At 75.8% G+C, this 19,526-nt stretch carries 2 protein-coding genes; both read right to left on the bottom strand.

Going from position 1 to position 19,526, the window contains the following annotated elements; all coding sequences use genetic code 11:
- Window positions 1-6,012: type I polyketide synthase (locus tag SSNG_RS40885; protein WP_007269137.1), on the bottom strand; the 6,012-nt coding region annotated here is incomplete at its 3' end.
- A 45-nt stretch (window positions 6,013-6,057) separates the two neighbouring features.
- Window positions 6,058-19,526, bottom strand: a 13,469-nt coding sequence (locus SSNG_RS44605) for a type I polyketide synthase (RefSeq protein ID WP_007269136.1), incomplete at its 5' end; no start/stop codon positions are given.

The following is a 19,526-nucleotide window of genomic DNA, read 5'->3' as shown; positions in this document are numbered from 1 at the left end:
TGCTCCTCGTCGGCGAGGCTCAGGGTGCCTGGTGAGGGCCTGGAGGTCCTCGCGTTCGACGGCCGCCCAGAACTCGGTGTCGACCTCGTCCTGCGCGGTGGGCGCGCCGGCTCCGGCGGGGGCGGCGTCGAGCCAGTAGCGGCCGCGCTGGAAGGCGTACGTGGGGAGGTCGACCCGGCAGGCGGGCCGGTCGGCGAGCGGCGGTGTCCAGTCGACGGGGAGGCCGCGGGTCCAGGCCTCGGCGAGGGCGCCGAGGAAGGCCTCCGGCTCGGGGCGGTCCTTGCGCAGGACGGGGGCGAGGAGCCCGGAGAAGGTGTCGGGGAGGGACTCCCCCGCCATGGCGGTGAGGACGCCCTGGGGGCCGAGTTCGAGGAAGTGGGTGACGCCCTGGGCGGCGAGGTGCTGGACCCCGTCGGCGAAGCGGACGGCCGCGCGGACGTGCCGGACCCAGTAGTCGGCGGTGAACTCGGTGATCTGCCCGCCGGTGACGTTGGAGACCACCGGGATGGCGGGCGCGGAGTGGGTGAGGGACTCCGCGACCTCGCGGAACGCCTCCAGCATCGGCTCCATCAGCGGCGAGTGGAAGGCGTGCGAGACCGTGAGGCGCTTGGTCTTGCGGCCCTGCTCGGCCAGCTGCGCGGCCACGGCCAGGACGGCGTCCTCGGTGCCCGAGATCACCACGGACTCCGGGCCGTTGACCGCCGCGACGTCCGCGTCGGCGGGCAGCAGCGGGCGGACCTCGTCCTCGGCGGCCCGTACGGAGACCATCGCGCCGCCTTCCGGCAGGGCGCCCATGAGGGCGCCGCGGGCCGTCACCAGACGGGCGGCGTCCGCCAGGGACAGCACTCCGGCGACGTGCGCGGCGGCGATCTCGCCGATCGAGTGGCCCGCGACGAAGTCCGGGCGGATGCCGTAGGACTCCATGACGCGGAAGAGCGCGACCTCGACGGCGAACAGCGCGGGCTGGGTGTACTCGGTGCGGTGGACCTCCTCCCCGCCGCCGAAGACGATCTCCTTCAGCGGGAGGTCGAAGTGGGCGCAGACCTCGTCGAAGGCGTCGGCGAACACCGGCTGGGCGTCGTACAGTTCGCGGCCCATTCCCGTGCGCTGCGCGCCCTGCCCGGAGAACAGGAAGGCGGTGCGGGCTCCCGCGACGGCCTCGCCGCGGAAGGTACCGGGCGCCGAGGCGCCGGCCGCGAGGGCGTCGAGGCCCTCCAGGTAGCCCTCGCGGCTGTCGGCGAGGACCACGGCGCGGCTCTCCAGCTGGGCGCGCCAGGCCAGCAGGGCGGAGGCGGTGCTCGCGGTGTCCAGCTCGGGGCCGGCCGCCGCGGTCAGGTCGCGCAGGCGGCGCGCCTGTTCGGTCAGGGCGTCGGGGGTGCGGGCGGAGACCAGCCAGGGCAGCAGCTCCGCGGGGGCGGGCTCCGCGGCGGGCACGGGCTCCTGCTCCTGCTCCTCCTGCGGGCCCTGCTCGATGATGACGTGGGCGTTGGTGCCGCTGACGCCGAACGAGGAGACGCCGGCCCGGCGCGGACGGCCGGTCTCGGGCCAGTCCACGGACTCCGTCAGGAGTTCCACGGCGCCCGCCGACCAGTCCACGTGCGGGGTGGCCTCGTCGGCGTGCAGGGTCCTGGGCAGTACGCCGTGGCGCATGGCCATGACCATCTTCATGACGCCGGCGACACCGGCGGCGGCCGAGGTGTGGCCGATGTTCGACTTGATCGAGCCGAGCAGCAGCGGCCGGTCCGCGGGACGGTCCTGCCCGTACGTGGCCAGCAGCGCCTGGGCCTCGATGGGGTCGCCGAGGGCGGTGCCCGTGCCGTGGGCCTCGACCGCGTCGACGTCCCGCGCCGTCAGCCGGGCGTTGGCCAGGGCCTGGCGGATGACGCGCTGCTGGGAGGGCCCGTTGGGGGCCATGAGGCCGTTGCTGGCGCCGTCCTGGTTGGTGGCCGTGCCGCGGACGACCGCGAGGACGCGGTGTCCGTTGCGGCGGGCGTCGGAGAGCTTCTCCAGGAGGAGCACGCCCGCGCCCTCGGACCAGGCGGTGCCGTCGGCGTCGGCGGAGAACGCCTTGCAGCGGCCGTCGGCGGCCAGGCCGCGCTGGCGGCTGAACTCCACGAACAGGTCGGGCGTCGGCATGACGGTGACGCCCGCGGCCAGCGCCATGGTGCACTCGCCGGCCCGCAGGGACTGGGCGGCAAGGTGCAGGGCGACGAGGGAGGAGGAGCAGGCGGTGTCGACGGTGACGGCCGGGCCCTCCAGCCCGAAGGTGTAGGCGATGCGGCCGGAGATGACGCTGGTCAGGTTGCCGGTGAGGGAGTAGCCCTCGACGCCTTCGCCGCCCATCTGCTGGAGCCCGCCGAAGTAGCCGGGCTGGGTGGCGCCGGCGAAGACGCCGACGGGGGCGGACTTCACGCTCGTCGGGTCGATGCCGGCCCGCTCGAAGGCCTCCCAGGAGGCCTCCAGCAGCAGCCGCTGCTGCGGGTCCATGGCGACGGCCTCGCGCGGGGAGATCCCGAAGAAGGCCGGGTCGAAGTCGGCGGCGTCGTGGAGGAATCCGCCCTCGCGGACGTAGCTGGTGCCGGGGTGGTCGGGGTCCGGGTGGTAGAGGGCCTCCAGGTCCCAGCCGCGGTCGACGGGGAAGGGGCTGATGACGTCGGCGCCGGTGTCGACGAGCTGCCACAGGTCCTCGGGCGAGCGGACCCCGCCGGGGTAGCGGCAGGCCATGGCGACGATGGCGATGGGCTCGTCGTGCGCGGCCGCGCCCGCGAGGTGGCCGGTGACGGCGGCGGTGTGCTCGCCGAGCACTTCGGCCCGGACGTGGGCGGCGACGGCGGCGGGGGTGGGGTGGTCGTAGGCGAAGGCGGTGGGCAGCCGCAGCCCGGTGGCGTTGTTGAGCCGGTTGCGCAGGTTGACGGCGGCCAGCGAGTCGAAGCCCAGCTCCTTGAAGGCCCGCTGCGGGTCGATGGCGGCCGGCCCGTCGTGGCCGAGCACGGCGGCGGCGTGGGCGCGTACGAGGTCCAGGACGGTGCGGAGCTGCTCCGCCTCGGGGAGGTCGCGGAGCTGCTCGCGCAGCGCCGATCCCGCGGCCTCGTCGGCCTCCGCGTCGGGCGCGGAGTGCAGGGCCGCGAGGGCGGTGCGGGTCTCGGGGGCGCGGCGGCGGCGCAGCCAGGAGGCCATGTCGGGGAGGGCTTCGCGCAGCGGCTTGTCGGCGTCGATGTCGAGGGTGGCGATGAGGGTGTCGACGTCCTCCTCGTCGACGGCCTGCCAGAACCTCTCCTCGGCCGCGTCGCGGGGGGTCCCGGTCTCCGGGGTCAGCCAGTAGGGGCGGTGCTGGAAGGCGTACGTGGGCAGTTCGACGGAGTGCGCCGGGGTGCCGGGGGCGAGGAGGGGCGTCCAGTCGACGGGGAGGCCGCGGGTCCAGGCCTCGGCGAGGGCGCCGAGGAAGGCCTCCGGCTCGGGGCGGCGCTTGTCGAGGGCGGTGGCGACGAGGCCGTCGAAGTCGTCGGGGAGGTTCTCCCGGGACATCGCGGTGAGCACCCCGGCGGGGCCGAGTTCCAGGAAGTGTCCGACGCCGCGTCCGGCGAGGTGGCGGACGCCGTCGCCGAAGCGGACGGCGGCGCGGACGTGCCGGACCCAGTAGTCGGCGGTGAACTCGGTGATCTGCCCGCCGGTGACGTTGGAGACGACCGGGATGGCGGGGGCGGAGTGGCTGAGGGTCTCGGCGACCTCGCGGAACGCCTCCAGCATCGGCTCCATGAGGGGCGAGTGGAAGGCGTGCGAGACGGTCAGGCGCTTGGTCGTGCGTCCGCGTTCCGCGAGGGTGGCGGCGACGGCCAGGACGGCGTCCTCCGCGCCGGAGATGACCACGGACTCCGGGCCGTTGACCGCCGCGATGTCGGCTCCGGCCGTCAGCAGTCCACGGACCTCGTCCTCGCCGGCCCGTACGGAGACCATCGCGCCGCCCTCGGGCAGGGCGCCCATCAGGGCGCCGCGGGCCGCCACCAGACGGGCCGCGTCGGCGAGCGACAGCACTCCGGCGACGTGCGCGGCGGCGATCTCACCGACCGAATGCCCGGCCACGAAGTCCGGGCGCAGGCCGAAGGACTCCGCCAGCCGGTAGAGCGCCACCTCGACCGCGAACAGCGCCGGCTGGGTGTTCTCCGTGCGGTGGACCTCGTCCCCGCCGCCGAACACCAGCTCCTTCAGCGGCAGTTCGAAGTGCGTGCACACCTCGTCGAAGGCGGCCGCGAACACCGGCTGCGCCTCGTACAGCCCACGCCCCATCCCCGGGCGCTGCGCGCCCTGGCCGGAGAAGAGGAAGGCCAGCTTCGCCGGGCGTGCCGTGCCCTCGGACAGGGAGCCGTCCGGGGTGCCGTCCGCGAGGGCGCGCAGGCCGGAGCGGAAGCCGTCGGTGTCCTCGGCGAGGACCACCGCCCGGTGCTCCAGCGCGGAGCGGGTGGTCACGAGCGCCGCCGCGACGTCCGCCGCCGGGACGGAGGTGTCGAGGCCGAGGAGGCGTTCGGCCTGGCCGCGCAGCGCCTGCGCGCTGCGCGCCGAGACCACCCACGGCAGGAGCCCGGTGGTGGCCGGGGCGGGCCGCTGTTCCTCCGGTGTGCCGGCGGGCGCCTGCTCGACGATCACGTGGGCGTTGGTGCCGCTGATGCCGAACGAGGAGACGCCGGCCCGGCGCGGACGGTCGGTCTCGGGCCAGTCCACGGACTCCGTCAGGAGTTCCACGGCGCCGGCCGACCAGTCGACCTGGGGGGTGGGCTCGTCGACGTGGAGGGTGCGCGGCAGCACGCCCTCCCGCATCGCCATGACCATCTTGATGATGCCCGCGACACCGGCCGCGGCGGCCGTGTGCCCGATGTTGGACTTGACGGAGCCGAGCAGCAGCGGCCGGTCCTCCGGCCGGTCCTGCCCGTACGTGGCCAGCAGGGCCTGGGCCTCGATGGGGTCGCCGAGGGCGGTGCCCGTGCCGTGGGCCTCGACCGCGTCGACGTCCCGCGCCGTCAGCCGGGCGTTGGCCAGGGCCTGGCGGATGACGCGCTGCTGGGAGGGCCCGTTGGGGGCGGTCAGGCCGCTGCTGGCGCCGTCCTGGTTGACGGCGGAGCCGCGGACGACCGCGAGGACGCGATGTCCGTTGCGGCGGGCGTCGGAGAGCTTCTCCAGGAGGAGCACGCCGACGCCCTCGCCCCAGATGGTGCCGTCGGCGTCGGCGGAGAACGCCTTGCAGCGGCCGTCGGCGGCCAGGCCGCGCTGGCGGCTGAACTCCTGGAACAGCCACGGGTTGGGCATGACGGTGACACCGCCGGCGATCGCCATGGAGCACTCGTCGGCGCGCAGGGCCTGGGTGGCCTGGTGGACGGCGACGAGGGAGGAGGAGCAGGCCGTGTCGACGGTGATGGCCGGGCCCTCCAGCCCGAAGGTGTAGGCGACGCGGCCGGAGATGACGCTGTTGACGTTGCCGGTGAGGGTGTAGCCCTCGACCTCGCGGTGCGGGGTTCCGGTGCCGCCGCCGAGGTAGCCGGGGTTGCCGGCGCCGACGAAGACGCCGGTGCGGCTGCCCTTGAGGGTGGCGGGGTCGATCCCGGCGCGTTCGAGGACCTCCCAGGAGGATTCCAGGAAGAGCCGCTGCTGGGGGTCCATGGCGAGGGCCTCGCGCGGCGGGATCCCGAAGAAGCCCGCGTCGAACCCGGCCGCGTCGCGGACGAACCCGCCCTCGCGGACGTAGCTGGCGCCGTGGGCGTCCGGGTCCGGGTCGTAGAGGGCGTCGAGGTCCCAGCCGCGGTCGGTGGGGAAGGCGACGATGCCGTCGCCGCCTTCCGCCACCAGCCGCCACAGGTCCTCCGGCGAGCCGACGTCCCCCGGGTAGCGGCAGGCCATGGCGACGATGGCGATCGGCTCCTGCTCCTTCGCCTCCGCGGCCTGCAGACGCTTGCGGGTCTGCTGGAGGTCGGCGGTGACGAGCTTCAGGTAGTCGCGGAGCTTTTCTTCGTTGGTGCTGGCCATCGTGGCGGTGCCTCCGGTGGGACGGTCAGGACGACGGGGCGGGGATCAGCTGAGACCGAGTTCCTTCTCGATGAGGGCGAACATCTCGTCGTCGCTCGCCGAGGTGATCTCCGCGGCCCCGTCGGAGGTCTGTGCTTCCTCGTCGGTGTCGTTCTCGGTGCCGGACTGTTCGAGCTTCCAGAGGATCGAGCGCAGCCGGTTCACGGCCCGTTCCCTGCCGTCGCTGCCCTCCGGGAGGGCGGCGACGGCCGCCTCCCAGCCGGCCATGGCGTCGAGCACCGCGGCCTCCCGGGGCCCCTCGCCCGGGTCCAGTTCCGTGTGCAGAAAACCGGCGAGGGCGGCGGGCGACGGATGGTCGAAGATGAGCGTGGTCGGGAGCCGGAGCCCGGTGGCCGCACCGAGTCCGTTGCGCAGTTCCACGGCCGTCAGCGAGTCGAAGCCGAGGTCGAGGAAGCCGCGTTCGGTGTCGATGGCCGCCGGGTTGGGGTGGGCGAGGACGTGGGCCACCTGGGTGCGGACCAGGTCGAGGAGGGCTTCGGCGCGTTCGGCGCCGGTGAGCCGGGACAGCCGCTCGGCGAGGGCCGAGGCCCCCGGTGCTGCGGCCGCCTCGCCCGCGGCCCGGCGTACGGAGGCCCGTACGAGCCCCTTGAGCACACCGGGCAGCCGGCCCGCGTCGGCCTGGCCGCGCAGCGCCGTGGTGTCCAGGCGTACGGCGGCCAGCAGGGCCTCGTCGTGGCGTGCCGCCTGGTCGAACAGGGCCAGGCCCTGTTCGGTGGCGAGCGGCAGGACGCCGCTGCGGCTCATCCGCGCGAGGTCGGCGGTGTCGAGCCCGGCGGTCATGCCGCTGGACTCGGCCCACTGGCCCCAGGCGAGGGAGACGCCCGGCAGGCCGTGGGCGCGCCGGTGCTGGGCGAGGGCGTCCAGGAAGCAGTTGGCGGCCGCGTAGTTGCCCTGGCCGGGGCCGCCCATGACGCCGGCCACGGAGGAGTAGAGGACGAAGGCGGTGAGGTCCAGGTCGCGGGTGAGTTCGTGCAGGTTGACGGCGGCGTCGACCTTGGGCCGCAGGACGCGGTCCAGCCGGTCGGCGTCGAGGGAGGCGAGGACGCCGTCGTCGACGACCCCGGCGGTGTGGACGACGCCCCGCAGCGGCCGGCCGGCCGGGATCGCGGCGAGGAGGCCGGCCAGCGCCCCGCGGTCGGCGGCGTCACAGGCCACCACCTCGGCCGTGCCGCCCAACTCGGCTATCTCCGCGACGAGTTCGGCCGCCCCGGGGGCGTCCGGGCCGCGCCGGCCCGCCAGCAGCAGGTGCCGTACTCCGTGCGTGGTGACCAGGTGCTTGGCGACCAGCGCGCCCAGGGTGCCCGTACCGCCCGTGACCAGGACCGTGCCGGCCGGGTCCCAGGCCTGCGGGACGGTGAGGACGATCTTGCCCACGTGCTTGGCCTGGCTCATGAAGCGGAACGCCTCCGGCGCCCGCCGGATGTCCCAGGCGCGGACCGGCAGCGGCCGCAGCACGCCCGCGTCGAAGAGCCGGCCCAGCTCGGCGAGCATCTCGCCGATCCGCTCCGGACCGGCCTCCATCAGGTCGAAGGCCCGGTAGCGCACGCCCGGGTAGGCGTCGGCCACGTCCTGCGGGTCGCGGATGTCGGTCTTGCCCATCTCGATGAAGCGGCCGCCGCGCGGCAGCAGCCGCAGCGAGGCGTCGACCAGTTCCCCGGCCAGGCAGTCCAGGACCACGTCCATGCCGCGGCCGCCGGTCGCGTGCGTGAACCGCTGCTCGAAGGAGGTCGAGCGGGAGGACCCGTAGTGGGCGCCCTCCAGCCTGACCTGCCGGCGCAGGACGCCCCACTTGCCCTCGCTGGCCGTGCCGAACACCTCGGCCCCGAGGTGGCGGGCCAGCTGCACGGCGGCCATGCCCACGCCGCCGGCCGCCGAGTGCACGAGGACGCGTTCCCCGGCCGTCAGCCCTGCCAGGTCGACGAGCGCGTAGTAGGCGGTCAGGAACACCGCGGGCACCGAGGCGGCCTGCTCGAAGGACCAGCCCCCGGGCATCGGCGCCAGCATCCGCGCGTCGGCGACGGCCACCTCGCCGAACGCGTGCGGGACCATGCCCATCACCCGGTCGCCGGGGGCGAGGTGGGTAACTCCGGGGCCCGTCTCGGTGACGACGCCGGAGGCCTCGCTGCCCAGGACGATCTTGTCCGGGTACATGCCGAGCGCCATCAGGACGTCGCGGAAGTTCAGACCGGCGGCGCGGACCGCGATCCGCACCTGGCCGGGGGCCAGCGGTTCGGCGGCCTCCGGGAAGGGGGTGAGGGCCAGGCTCTCCAGGGTGCCGCCGCCGGTGGTGTCGAGCCGCCAGTGCGGGGCGTCCCGCGGCGGGGCGAGCAGGGCCCCCGCGTCGGCGCGGGCCAGCCGCGGGACGAGGAACTCCCCGTCGCGGACGGCGATCTGGCTCTCGCCGGTGGCGACGGCCGGGATCACCGGGGCGTCCTCGACGGCGGTGTCCGTGTCGACGAGGACGAGCCTTCCCGGGTTCTCGGCCTGCGCGGAGCGCACCAGGCCCCAGAGCCCGGCGTGCGTCAGGTCGGTGACGTCCTCGCCCGGGCGGGCCGCGACCGCACCGCGCGTCGCCACGACCAGGCGGGACGAGGCGAACGCGGGCTCGGCGAGCCACTGCTGGAGGGTGCCCAGCAGGGAGGCGGTGGCCTCCCGTACGGCGTCAGCCCGTACGCCGGTACGCGTCCGGGGAACCGGCAGCAGCACCGCGTCGGGGGCGGGGGCTCCGCCCGCTACGGCGGCGGCCAGCGCCTGGAGGTCGGGGTGGGCCGGCAGGCCCTCCTCGTCCGGGCCGGCCGGGGAGCCGAGCACCGCCCAGTTCAGCTGCGGTTCGTCGGCGGCGGTGGCCGTCGTCCAGTCGACCCGGTACAGGGCGTCCTGGTCGGCCGACCGCGCCCGGTGCAGCTGGTCGTGGGAGACGGGCAGCAGGGTGAGGGAGTCGATGGTCGCGACCGGCAGCCCGGCCGGGTCCACGACGGTGACCGCCACGGCGTCGGCGCCCGCGGGCACCAGGCGGACCCGTACGGCCGAGGCGCCCTCGGCGTGCACGGTCACCCCGCTCCAGGCGAAGGGCAGCCGCAGGCCGCCGTCGGCGCCGGAGGCGACGTCGAGCAGCATGCCGTGCAGGGAGGCGTCGAGCAGGGCCGGGTGCACGCCGAACGCGGCGGCCTCCTCCTGCCGGGCCGGGTCGAGGGCGACCTCGGCGTAGACCTCCTCGCCGGACCGCCAGGCGGCCTTGAGGCCCTGGAAGGCGGGCCCGTAGGCGTAACCGGCGTCGGCGAGGCCTTCGTAGAACCCGCGCAGGTCGACCGGCCGGGCCCCGGCCGGCGGCCACACCGCGAACTCCGCACCGCTCGGCGCGGGGCCGGCGGCGGTGAGGGTGCCGGTGGCGTGCCGGGTCCACGGCAGGGCCGTCTCGGCGGACTCGGGGCGCGAGTGGATCACGACGCTGCGGGAGCCGGACTCCTCGTCCGGTGCGCCCACCGCGATCTGGAGGCGGGCCGCGCCGCGCTCCGGGAGCGCGAGCGGGGCTTCCAGGGTCAGCTCCTCCAGGCGGCCGCAGCCCGCTTCGTCGCCCGCGCGGAGCGCGAGTTCCACGAAGGCGGTACCGGGCAGCAGAACCGTTCCTGCCACGGCGTGGTCGACGGCCCACGGAAGGCTCTCGGCGGACAGCCGGCCGGTGAGGACCAGCCCGTCCCCGCCGGCCAGGTCGACCGAGGCGCCGAGCAGCGGGTGGGTGGCGGAGGTCAGGCCCAGTCCGGCCGCCGCGCCGTTCGAGGCGGGGGCGGGGGCGAGCCAGAACCGCTCGTGTTCGAAGGCGTACGTCGGCAGGTCCACCCGGCGGGCCGGGCGGCCCGCGACGAGCGGGGCCCAGTCGACGGGGAGGCCGCGGGTCCAGGCCTCGGCGAGGGCGCCGAGGAAGGCCTCCGGCTCGGGGCGGTCCTTGCGCAGGACGGGGGCGAGGAGCCCGGAGAAGTCCTCCAGGAGGGACTCCCCCGCCATGGCGGCGAGGACGCCCTGGGGGCCGAGCTCCAGGAAGTGGCCCACGCCCTGCGCGGCAAGGTACCGGACCCCGTCGGCGAAGCGGACCGCACCGCGGACGTGCTCGACCCAGTACTCGGCCGTGAACTCCGTGATCTGCTCACCGGTGACATTGGAGACGACCGGGATGGCCGGGGTCCGGTGGGTCAGGGTCTCGGCGACCTCGCGGAACCCGTCGAGCATCGGCTCCATGAGGGGCGAGTGGAAGGCGTGCGAGACCGTGAGGCGCTTGGTCTTGCGACCCTGGTCCGCCAGCTGCGCGGCCACTTCGAGGACGGCCTGTTCCGCGCCCGAAATGACCACGGAGGCCGGGCCGTTGACCGCCGCGACGTCGACGTCCGCCGACAGCAGCGGGCGTACCTCGTCCTCGGTGGCGCGGACCGAGACCATCGCGCCGCCCTCCGGCAGCGCGCCCATCAGGGCGCCACGGGCCCGGACCAGTGCCGAAGCGTCCGCCAGGGACAGCACCCCGGCCACGTGCGCGGCCGCGATCTCACCGATCGAATGCCCGGCCACGAAGTCCGGACGCAGACCGAAGGACTCCGCCAACCGGTACAACGCCACCTCGACGGCGAACAGCGCCGGCTGGGTGAACTCCGTGCGGTGGACCTCCTCCCCGCCGCCGAAGACGATCTCCTTCAGCGGGAAGTCGAAGTGCCCGCACACCTCGTCGAACGCGGCCGCGAACACCGGCTGCGCGTCATACAGTTCACGGCCCATCCCCGGACGCTGCGCACCCTGACCCGAGAACAGGAACGCGAGCCGCTCGCCGGTGCCCGTCAGGCCCTGCGTGACGCCGGGCGCGCCGTTGCCCTCGGCGAGGGCGCGGAGTCCGGCCGCGAAGCCGTCGCGGTCCTCGGCGAGCACCACCGCGCGGTGCTCCAGCGGCGACCGGGTGGTCAGCAGTGCGGTGGCGACGTCCGCGACGGGGACGTCGCCGTCCAGGTCGAGCAGCCGTGCGGCCTGGCCGCGCAGGGCTCCGGCGCTGCGCGCCGAGACCACCCAGGGCAGCAGCCCGGCGGGCTCCTGCTCCGTGGCGGGCGCGGGCTCCTGCGGGCCCTCTTCGATGACGACGTGGGCGTTGGTGCCGCTGATGCCGAACGAGGAGACGCCGGCCCGGCGCGGGCGGCCGGTCCGCGGCCACTCCACGGACTCGGTGAGCAGCTCGACGGCGCCGGCCGACCAGTCGACCTCGGGAGTGGGCTCGTCGACGTGGAGGGTGCGCGGCAGCACGCCCTCCCGCATCGCCATGACCATCTTGATGACGCCCGCGACGCCGGCGGCGGCCTGGGCGTGGCCGATGTTGGACTTCAGCGAGCCGAGCAGCAGCGGCCGGTCCTCGGGCCGGTCCTGCCCGTAGGTGGCGAGCAGGGCCTGGGCCTCGATCGGGTCGCCGAGGGTGGTGCCGGTGCCGTGCGCCTCGACGGCGTCCACGTCCTGCGGGGCGAGCCGGGCGTTGGCGAGGGCCTGGCGGATGACGCGCTGCTGGGCGGGGCCGTTGGGGGCGGTGAGCCCGTTGGAGGCGCCGTCCTGGTTGGTGGCCGTACCGCGGACCACGGCGAGGACGCGGTGTCCGTTGCGGCGGGCGTCGGAGAGCTTCTCCAGGAGGAGCACGCCGACGCCCTCGGCCCAGCCGGTGCCGTCGGCGTCGGCGGAGAAGGACTTGCAGCGGCCGTCGGCGGCCATGCCGCGCTGGCGGCTGAACTCGACGAACACGCTGGGGGTGGCCATGACGGCGACACCGCCGGCCAGCGCCATCGTGCACTCGCCCTGGCGCAGGGACTGGGCGGCCAGGTGCAGGGCGACCAGCGAGGAGGAGCAGGCGGTGTCGACCGTGACGGCCGGGCCCTCCAGCCCGAAGGTGTAGGCGACGCGGCCGGAGACCACGCTGCCCTGGGTGCCGGTCAGGCCGTATCCCTCGACGCGCTGCGGGTTCTCCTCGACGCGGAAGGCGTAGTCGTGGTGCATGGCTCCGGCGAAGACGCCGGTCCGGCTGCCGCGCACGGTGTCGAGGTCGAGCCCGGCCCGCTCGAAGGCCTCCCAGGAGGCTTCGAGGAGGAGCCGCTGCTGCGGGTCCATGGCGAGGGCCTCGCGGGGGGAGATCCCGAAGAGGAGGGGGTCGAAGTCGCCCGCCCCGTAGAGGAATCCGCCCTCGCGGGCGTAGCTGGTGCCCAGCCGTTCGGGGTCGGGGTCGAAGAGGGTGGCGAGGTCCCAGCCGCGGTCGGTGGGGAAGCCGGAGACGGCGTCGCGGCCTTCGGCGACGAGCTGCCACAGGTCCTCGGGCGAGCCGACGCCGCCGGGGTAGCGGCAGGCCATGCCGACGATGGCGATCGGCTCGTCGGAGGCCGTCGCGGCCTGGGCCAGCGCGGCCGGCTCCTCGGTGCCGGCGGCCGTGGCTCCGTCCTGTGCGCCGAGCAGCTCGGTGAGCAGGAAGCGGGCGGCCGCGTTGATGGTGGGGTGGTCGAAGACGATGGTGGCGGGCAGCCGCAGGCCGGTGGCGGCGCCGAGCTGGTTGCGCAGTTCGACGGCGGTGAGGGAGTCGAAGCCGAGTTCCTTGAACGCCTTGTCGGGGCGGATCGCGGACGGGTCGGCGTGGCCGAGGACGGCCGCGACCCGGCCGCGCACGAGGTCGAGGAGTTCGCGTTCGCGCTCGGCGGCGTCGAGTGCGGTGAGGCGGCGTACGAGTGAGGAGACCTCGGCCTCCGGGGCGGCCGCCTCGACGGCGCGGCGGGCGGGGGTGCGGACCAGGGAGCGCAGCAGTGCGGGCAGCATGCCGGCGGCGGCGCGGGTGCGCAGGGTCGCCGCGTCCAGGCGTACGGGGACCAGCAGGGGGTCGCCGGGGGCGCGGAGCGCGGTGTCGAGGAGTGTGAGGGCGTGGTCGGTGGCCAGCGGCAGGATGCCGGCGCGGGCCATCCAGCCGAGGTCGCCGTCCTTGAGGTGGGCGAGCATGCCGCTGGACTGCTCCCACAGGCCCCAGGCGAGGGCGGTGGCGGGGAGGCCCTGGGCGTGCCGGCGGTGGGCGAGGGCGTCCATGAAGGCGTTGGCGGCCGCGTAGTTGGCCTGCCCCGGGTTGCCGAAGACGCCCGCGATGGAGGAGAAGAGGACGAGGGCGGTGAGGTCGAGGTCGCGGGTCAGCTCGTGGAGGTTCCACGCGGCGTCCACCTTCGGCCGCATCACGGCGTCCAGGCGCTCGTCCGTGAGCGAGCCGACGAGGCCGTCGTCCAGCACCCCGGCCGCGTGGACCACACCCCGCAGCGGACGGTCGGCGGGGATGCCCGCCAGCACCGAGGCCAGTGCCTCCCGGTCGGCGGCGTCGCAGGCCACGACGTCCACCACGGCACCCAACTCCCGCAGCGACTCGGCCAGTTCCGCCGCGCCCGGCGCATCCGCGCCGCGACGGCCGGTCAGCAGCAGCGAGCGCACCCCGTGCTCCGCCACCAGGTGCCGGGCCACCAGCCCGCCCAGCGCACCCGTACCGCCGGTGACCAGCACCGTCCCCTCCGGGTCCCAGACGGCGCCCTTGGCGGAGGCGTCAGCGGCCCGGACCAGGCGCGGGACGAGCAGGGAGCCGTCGCGGACGGCGAGCTGGGGTTCCCCGGTGGCGAGTGCGGCGGACAGGTCGGTGCCGCCGTCGTCCCACGGGTCGAGGTCGACCAGGACGAAGCGGTCCTGGTTCTCCGTCTGCGCGGAGCGCAGCAGGCCCCACAGCGGGGCGTGCACGAGGTCGATGACGTCCTCGCCGGCGCGTACGGAGACGGCGCCGCGCGTGACGACCACCAGCCGGGCGGCGGCCAGCCGGTCCTCGGCGAGCCAGTCCCGGACGAGGCCGAGGGCGGCGGTCGTCGCCGCGCGGGCGGCTTCGGCGGTCGGGGCTCCGTCGGTGTCCGCGCCCGGGGCGGGCGGGCAGGTGACGACGACCGTCGAGGGGACGGCGAGCCCCTGGTCGAGGGCGGCGGTGAGGTCGGCGAGGCGCGGGTACGCGGCGCCGCCCAGCTCGGTCCAGTCGGGGAGCGCGCCGGCGTCCCCGGTGGCGGGGACCGCCGTCCACTCGACGCGGTGGAGTCCGTCGCGGTGTGCGCCGCGCAGGGCTCCGGCGGCGACGGGCCGCAGCACGAGCGACTCGACGCGGGCCACGGGGCGGCCCTCGGCGTCGGCGACGTCCAGCGCGACCGTGTCGGTGCCGAGGGGGGTCATGCGCAGGCGGAGGGAGGCGGCCCCGGTGGCGAGGAGGGACACGCCGCTCCACACGAACGGCAGCCGGACGCCGGAGTCCTCGCCTCGGGCGGCGCGGACGAGCTGCTCGGCGTGGAGGGCGGCGTCGAGGAGCGCGGGGTGCAGGCCGAAGGCGGACGCCGCCTCCCGGTGCGCCGGATCCAGCGCCACCTCCGCGTACACCGTCCCGTCCACGGCCCAGGCGGCCTTCAGCCCCTGGAACGCCGGCCCGTACGCGTAACCGGCCTCGGCCGCCCGCTCGTAGAACCCCTCCACGTCGACGGGCAGCGCCCCGGCCGGAGGCCACACCGCCAGGTCCGCGCCCGCCACGGCGGCGGCTGCGGGGGCCAGGAAGCCGTTGGCGTGCCGGGTCCAGGCGGTGTCGGTGTCGGCATCGTCGGGTCGTGCGTAGACGGCGACGGAGCGGCGGCCGGAGCCGTCGGGGGCTCCGACGACGGCCTGGACCTGGACGGCTCCGCGGGGCGGGAGCACGAGCGGGGCTTCGAGCGTGAGCTCTTCGAGGTGGGCGCAGCCGGCCTCGTCACCGGCGCGGACGGCCAGTTCGACGAAGGCGGTGCCGGGCAGCAGGACGGTGTCCAGCGCGCCGTGGTCGGCGAGCCAGGGGTGGCTGCCGAGGGAGATCCGGCCGGTCAGCAGGAACCGGTCGCCGTCGGCGACCCGTACGGACGCGCCCAGCAGCGGGTGCCGGGCCTCGGACAGGCCGGCCGCGGACACGTCGGCACTGCCGGTGTCCGGGGCGTCGAGCCAGTGGCGTGTGCGCTGGAAGGGGTAGGTGGGCAGCTCGGTGGCCGCGTGGGCGCCGCCCGAGCCGGTGAGGACGGCGGTCCAGTCGACGTCGACGCCGCGGGTCCAGGCGGTGGCGAGGGAGGTGGTGAACCGGGCGAGGCCGCCCTCGCCCCGGCGCAGCGTGCCCGTCGCCAGGATGTCGGCGCCTGCGGCCTCGGCCGTCTCCACCAGCCCGTACGTGAGCACCGGGTGCGCGCTCGACTCCACGAAGGCCCGGAAGCCGTCGGCGAGGAGGGCACGGACGACGGGCTCGAAGGACACCGGCTGCCGGCAGTTCTCGTACCAGTACGCGGCCGTCAGCTCGGGCCCGTCCAGGACCTCGCCGGTGACGGTGGAGTACAGCGGGACCGACCCGGTCCGGGGCTGAACGAAGCCCAGCAGGTCCAGGATCCGGTCCTTGAGGCGGTCGACCTGGGCGCAGTGGGAGGCCACCGTCGAGGGGATGATCTTCGCGCGGACTCCTTCGGCCTCCAGCGCGGCGACGAGCTCCTCCAGCGGGGCGACCTCACCGGCGACGGTGACCGTCCCCGGACCGTTGATCCCCGCGATGGACAGGGCGTCCCCGTACGGGGCGAGCCGCTCCCGGACCGCGTCGGCGCCGAGCGACACCGAGGCGACAGCGCCGTTGCCGACCAGCTCGTCGGCGAACAGCTGCGAGCGGAGCACGACCACCCGGGCCGCGTCCTCCAGCGACAGCGCACCCGACACGGCCGCCGCCGCGATCTCACCCTGCGAATGCCCGACGACCGCGTCGGGCACCACACCCGCCGCACGCCACAGCTCCGCCAGGGACACCATCACCGCGAACAGGACCGGCTGCAGCACCTCGATCCGGGTCAGACCCTCGCCGTCACCGCGCAGCACCTCCTCCACCGACCAGTCGACATGCGCCTCCACCGCCGCCGCGACCTCCGCGAACCGCGCCGCGAACACCGGCGAGGAATCGAGCAGTTCGACACCCATCCCGACCCACTGCGAACCCTGACCGGGGAAGACGAACACCGTCTTGCCGCCCGCGTCCGCGACGCCGGACACCAGCGGGGCCTCCAGGCCCGTGAGCAGTTCCTCGCGGGAGGAGCCCAGCACGGCCGCCCGGTGGCCGAAGACGGAGCGGTGTCCGGCGAGCGCGGCGGCGACGGCGGCGACGGGGGTGTCGGGGTGCTCGGCCGCGTGGGTGCGCAGCCGGGCGGCCTGCTCGCGCAGGGCGTCCTCGGTCTTGGCGGACAGCAGCCACGCCACGGGGCCGGCGGCGGGTGCCGCCTCCGGCTCGTGCGACGCCGGGGCCGGGGCCGGGGCCGGGGCCTCTTCGAGGATGAGGTGGGCGTTCGTACCGCTGATCCCGAAGGAGGAGACGCCCGCGCGGCGCGGGTGGCCGGTCTCCTCGGCGGCGGGCCAGGGCCGGGCCTCGGTGAGGAGTTCGACGGAGCCCGCCGACCAGTCGATGTGGGGGGAGCGCTCCTCGGCGTGCAGGGTCTTGGGCAGGACGCCGTGGCGCAGGGCCAGGATCATCTTGATGACGCCGGCGACGCCGGCGGCCTGCTGGGTGTGGCCGGTGTTGGACTTGAGGGAGCCGAGCCACAGCGGCCGGTCCTCGTCGCGGCCCTGGCCGTAGGTGGCGAGCAGGGCGTGCGCCTCGATGGGGTCGCCGAGCCTGGTGCCCGTGCCGTGGGCTTCGACGGCGTCGACGGTGTCGGCGGCGACGCCCGCGTTGGCGAGGGCCTGGCGGATGACGCGCTGCTGGGAGGGGCCGTTGGGGGCGGTGAGGCCGTTGCTGGCGCCGTCCTGGTTGGTGGCGGAGCCGCGGATGACGGCGAGGACCTGGTGGCCGTTGGCCTGCGCGTCGGAGAGCTTCTCCAGCAGGAGGACGCCCGCGCCCTCGGCCCAGCCGGTGCCGTCGGCGTCGGCGGAGAAGGACTTGCAGCGGCCGTCGGCGGACAGGGCGCGCTGGCGGGTGAGTTCGACGAAGAGGCCGGGGGTGGGCATGACGGTGACGCCGCCGGCCACGGCGAGGGTGCACTCGCCCTGGCGCAGGGACTGGGCGGCCAGGTGCAGGGCGACCAGGGAGGAGGAGCAGGCGGTGTCGACGGTGACGGCGGGGCCTTCGAGGCCGAGGGTGTAGGCGATGCGGCCGGAGGCGACGCTGGGGGTGCTGCCGGTCATCAGGTAGCCCTCGGTGGACTCCGTGCCCTCGTGCAGGCGCGGGCCGTAGTCCTGGAAGGTCGCGCCGATGAACACGCCGGTGTCGGTGCCCTTGAGGGCGAGGGGGTCGAGGCCGGCGCGCTCCAGGGCCTCCCAGGAGGTCTCCAGCAGGAGCCGCTGCTGCGGGTCCATGGCGGCGGCCTCGCGGGGCGAGATGCCGAAGAAGGCGGGGTCGAAGAGGGTGGCGCCGTCGAGGAAGCCGCCCGCCCGCACGTAGTGGGTGCCCGGCCGGCCCTCGGGGTCGTAGAGGCCCTCCAGGTCCCAGCCGCGGTCGGTGGGGAAGGGTCCGGTGACGTCCCGGCCGGCGGCGAGGACCTCCCACAGTGCCTCGGGGGAGTCGGTGCCTCCGGGGAAGCGGCAGGCCATGGCGACGACGGCGATCGGTTCGTCGGCGGCCGCGGCGGCGGTGTGCCGGGTGGTGGCGGCCGGGCCGGCCGTCCGGCCGAGGGCGCGTTCCGTGAGGTTGCGGGCGAGGGCGACGGGCGTGGGGTGGTCGAACAGGAGGCTGCTGGGCAGGGCCAGTCCGGTGCTGCGGGTGAGGCCGTCGCGGAGTTCGACGGCGGTCCAGGAGTCGAAGCCGAGTTCGTGGAAGGTCTCGCGCAGGTCGATGTCGCGGGCGTCGTCGTGGCGCAGGACGGCGGCGATGTCCGCGCGGAGCAGGTCGAGGACGGCCTGCTCGCGGTCGGCGGCGGGGAGTGCGGTGAGCCGGGCGCGCAGGGCCCCGGCGTCGGAGTGCGCCTCCTCGTCCGGTGCGTCGGCGGCGGGGACCGCCGTCGGGGCGGTCGCCGCCACCGCAGTGGCGGGAGCCGCGTCGATCCAGTGGCGGCGGCGCTGGAAGGCGTACGTGGGCAGGTCCAGCCGGGGGGCCGGGCCGGTGAGGCCGAGGAGGGTCTCCCAGCGCAGGTCCGGGGCGGCGCCCAGGGTGTGCAGGCGGGCGAGGGCGATGGTGAGCGACTCGGGCTCGGGCTGCTTGCCGGTACGGGCGACCGGCACGAACGCGGCGTCCTCGCCGGAGGATTCGCGTCCGGCGGAGGACAGGGCGCCGTCGGGGCCGAGTTCCACGTAGGTGGTGACGCCGGCGGCGTCGAGAGCGCGGATGCCGTCGGCGAAGCGGACGGCCTCGCGGACGTGGCGCACCCAGTAGTCGGCGGTGCCGATCTCCTCGTCGGTGACGATCCGCCCGGTCAGGTTGGAGACGAGGGGGATGCGGGCCGGGGCGTAGGAGACGGAGGCGGCGACGGTGCGGAACGCGTCGAGCATGCCCTCCATGTGGGGGGAGTGGAAGGCGTGGCTGACGGGCAGCCGCTTGGTCTTGCGGCCCAGCGCGGCGAAGTGCCGGGCGAGGGCGTCGACGGCGTCCTCGTCGCCGGAGACCACGACGGAGCGGGGGCCGTTGACGGCGGCCACGCACACCCGGTCGGCGCGTCCGGCGAGGAGCGGCGCGACCTCGGTCTCGTCGGCCTGGAGGGCGGCCATGGCGCCGCCCGCGGGGAGGGCGTCCATGAGGCGGCCGCGGGCGGCGACGAGCGCGGCGGCGTCGGGCAGGGTGAGGATCCCGGCGACGTGCGCGGCGGCGAGTTCGCCGATGGAGTGGCCGACGAGGTAGTCGGGGCGGACGCCGAGGTGGCCGAGCAGCCGGTGGAGGGCGACCTCGAAGGCGAACAGGGCGGGCTGGGTCCAGGCGGTGCGGTCGAGGAGGGCGGCCTCGTCGGTGCCCGGGGCGGCGAAGGCGATCTCGCGGAGCGGGCGGGGCAGGTGTGCGTCGAAGGCGGCGCACACCTCGTCGAAGGCGGCGGCGAACGCGGGCTGCGCGGCGTGCAGTTCGCGGCCCATGCCGGGGCGCTGGCTGCCCTGGCCGGAGAAGAGGAACGCGGTGGTGCCGGAGCCGGTCCGGCCGCGGACCAGGTGGGGGGAGGCGGTCGCGGCGGCGAGGGCGTCGAGTCCGGCGGTGAGGCCGGTGAGGTCCTCGGCGAGGACGACGGCCCGGTCCTCGTGGGCGGTGCGGGTGGCGGCCAGGGCGTGCGCGAGGTCCGCGGCCGTCCCGGTGTGGGTGGCGGCGTACGCGGCGAGCCGGGCGGCCTGGGCGCGCAGGGCCTGCTCGCCGCGGCCGGAGAGCGGGAAGAGCAGCGTCCGGCCGGCGGCGGGCGTGGGGAGCGGGGGTCTCGGCCGGGACTTCGGCCGGGGCCTCGGCGGGG

The organism is Streptomyces sp. C (assembly GCF_000158895.1).
GTDB classification, from domain to species: Bacteria; Actinomycetota; Actinomycetes; order Streptomycetales; family Streptomycetaceae; genus Streptomyces; species Streptomyces racemochromogenes.
This window is presented reverse-complemented; position numbering and strand designations above follow the sequence as displayed.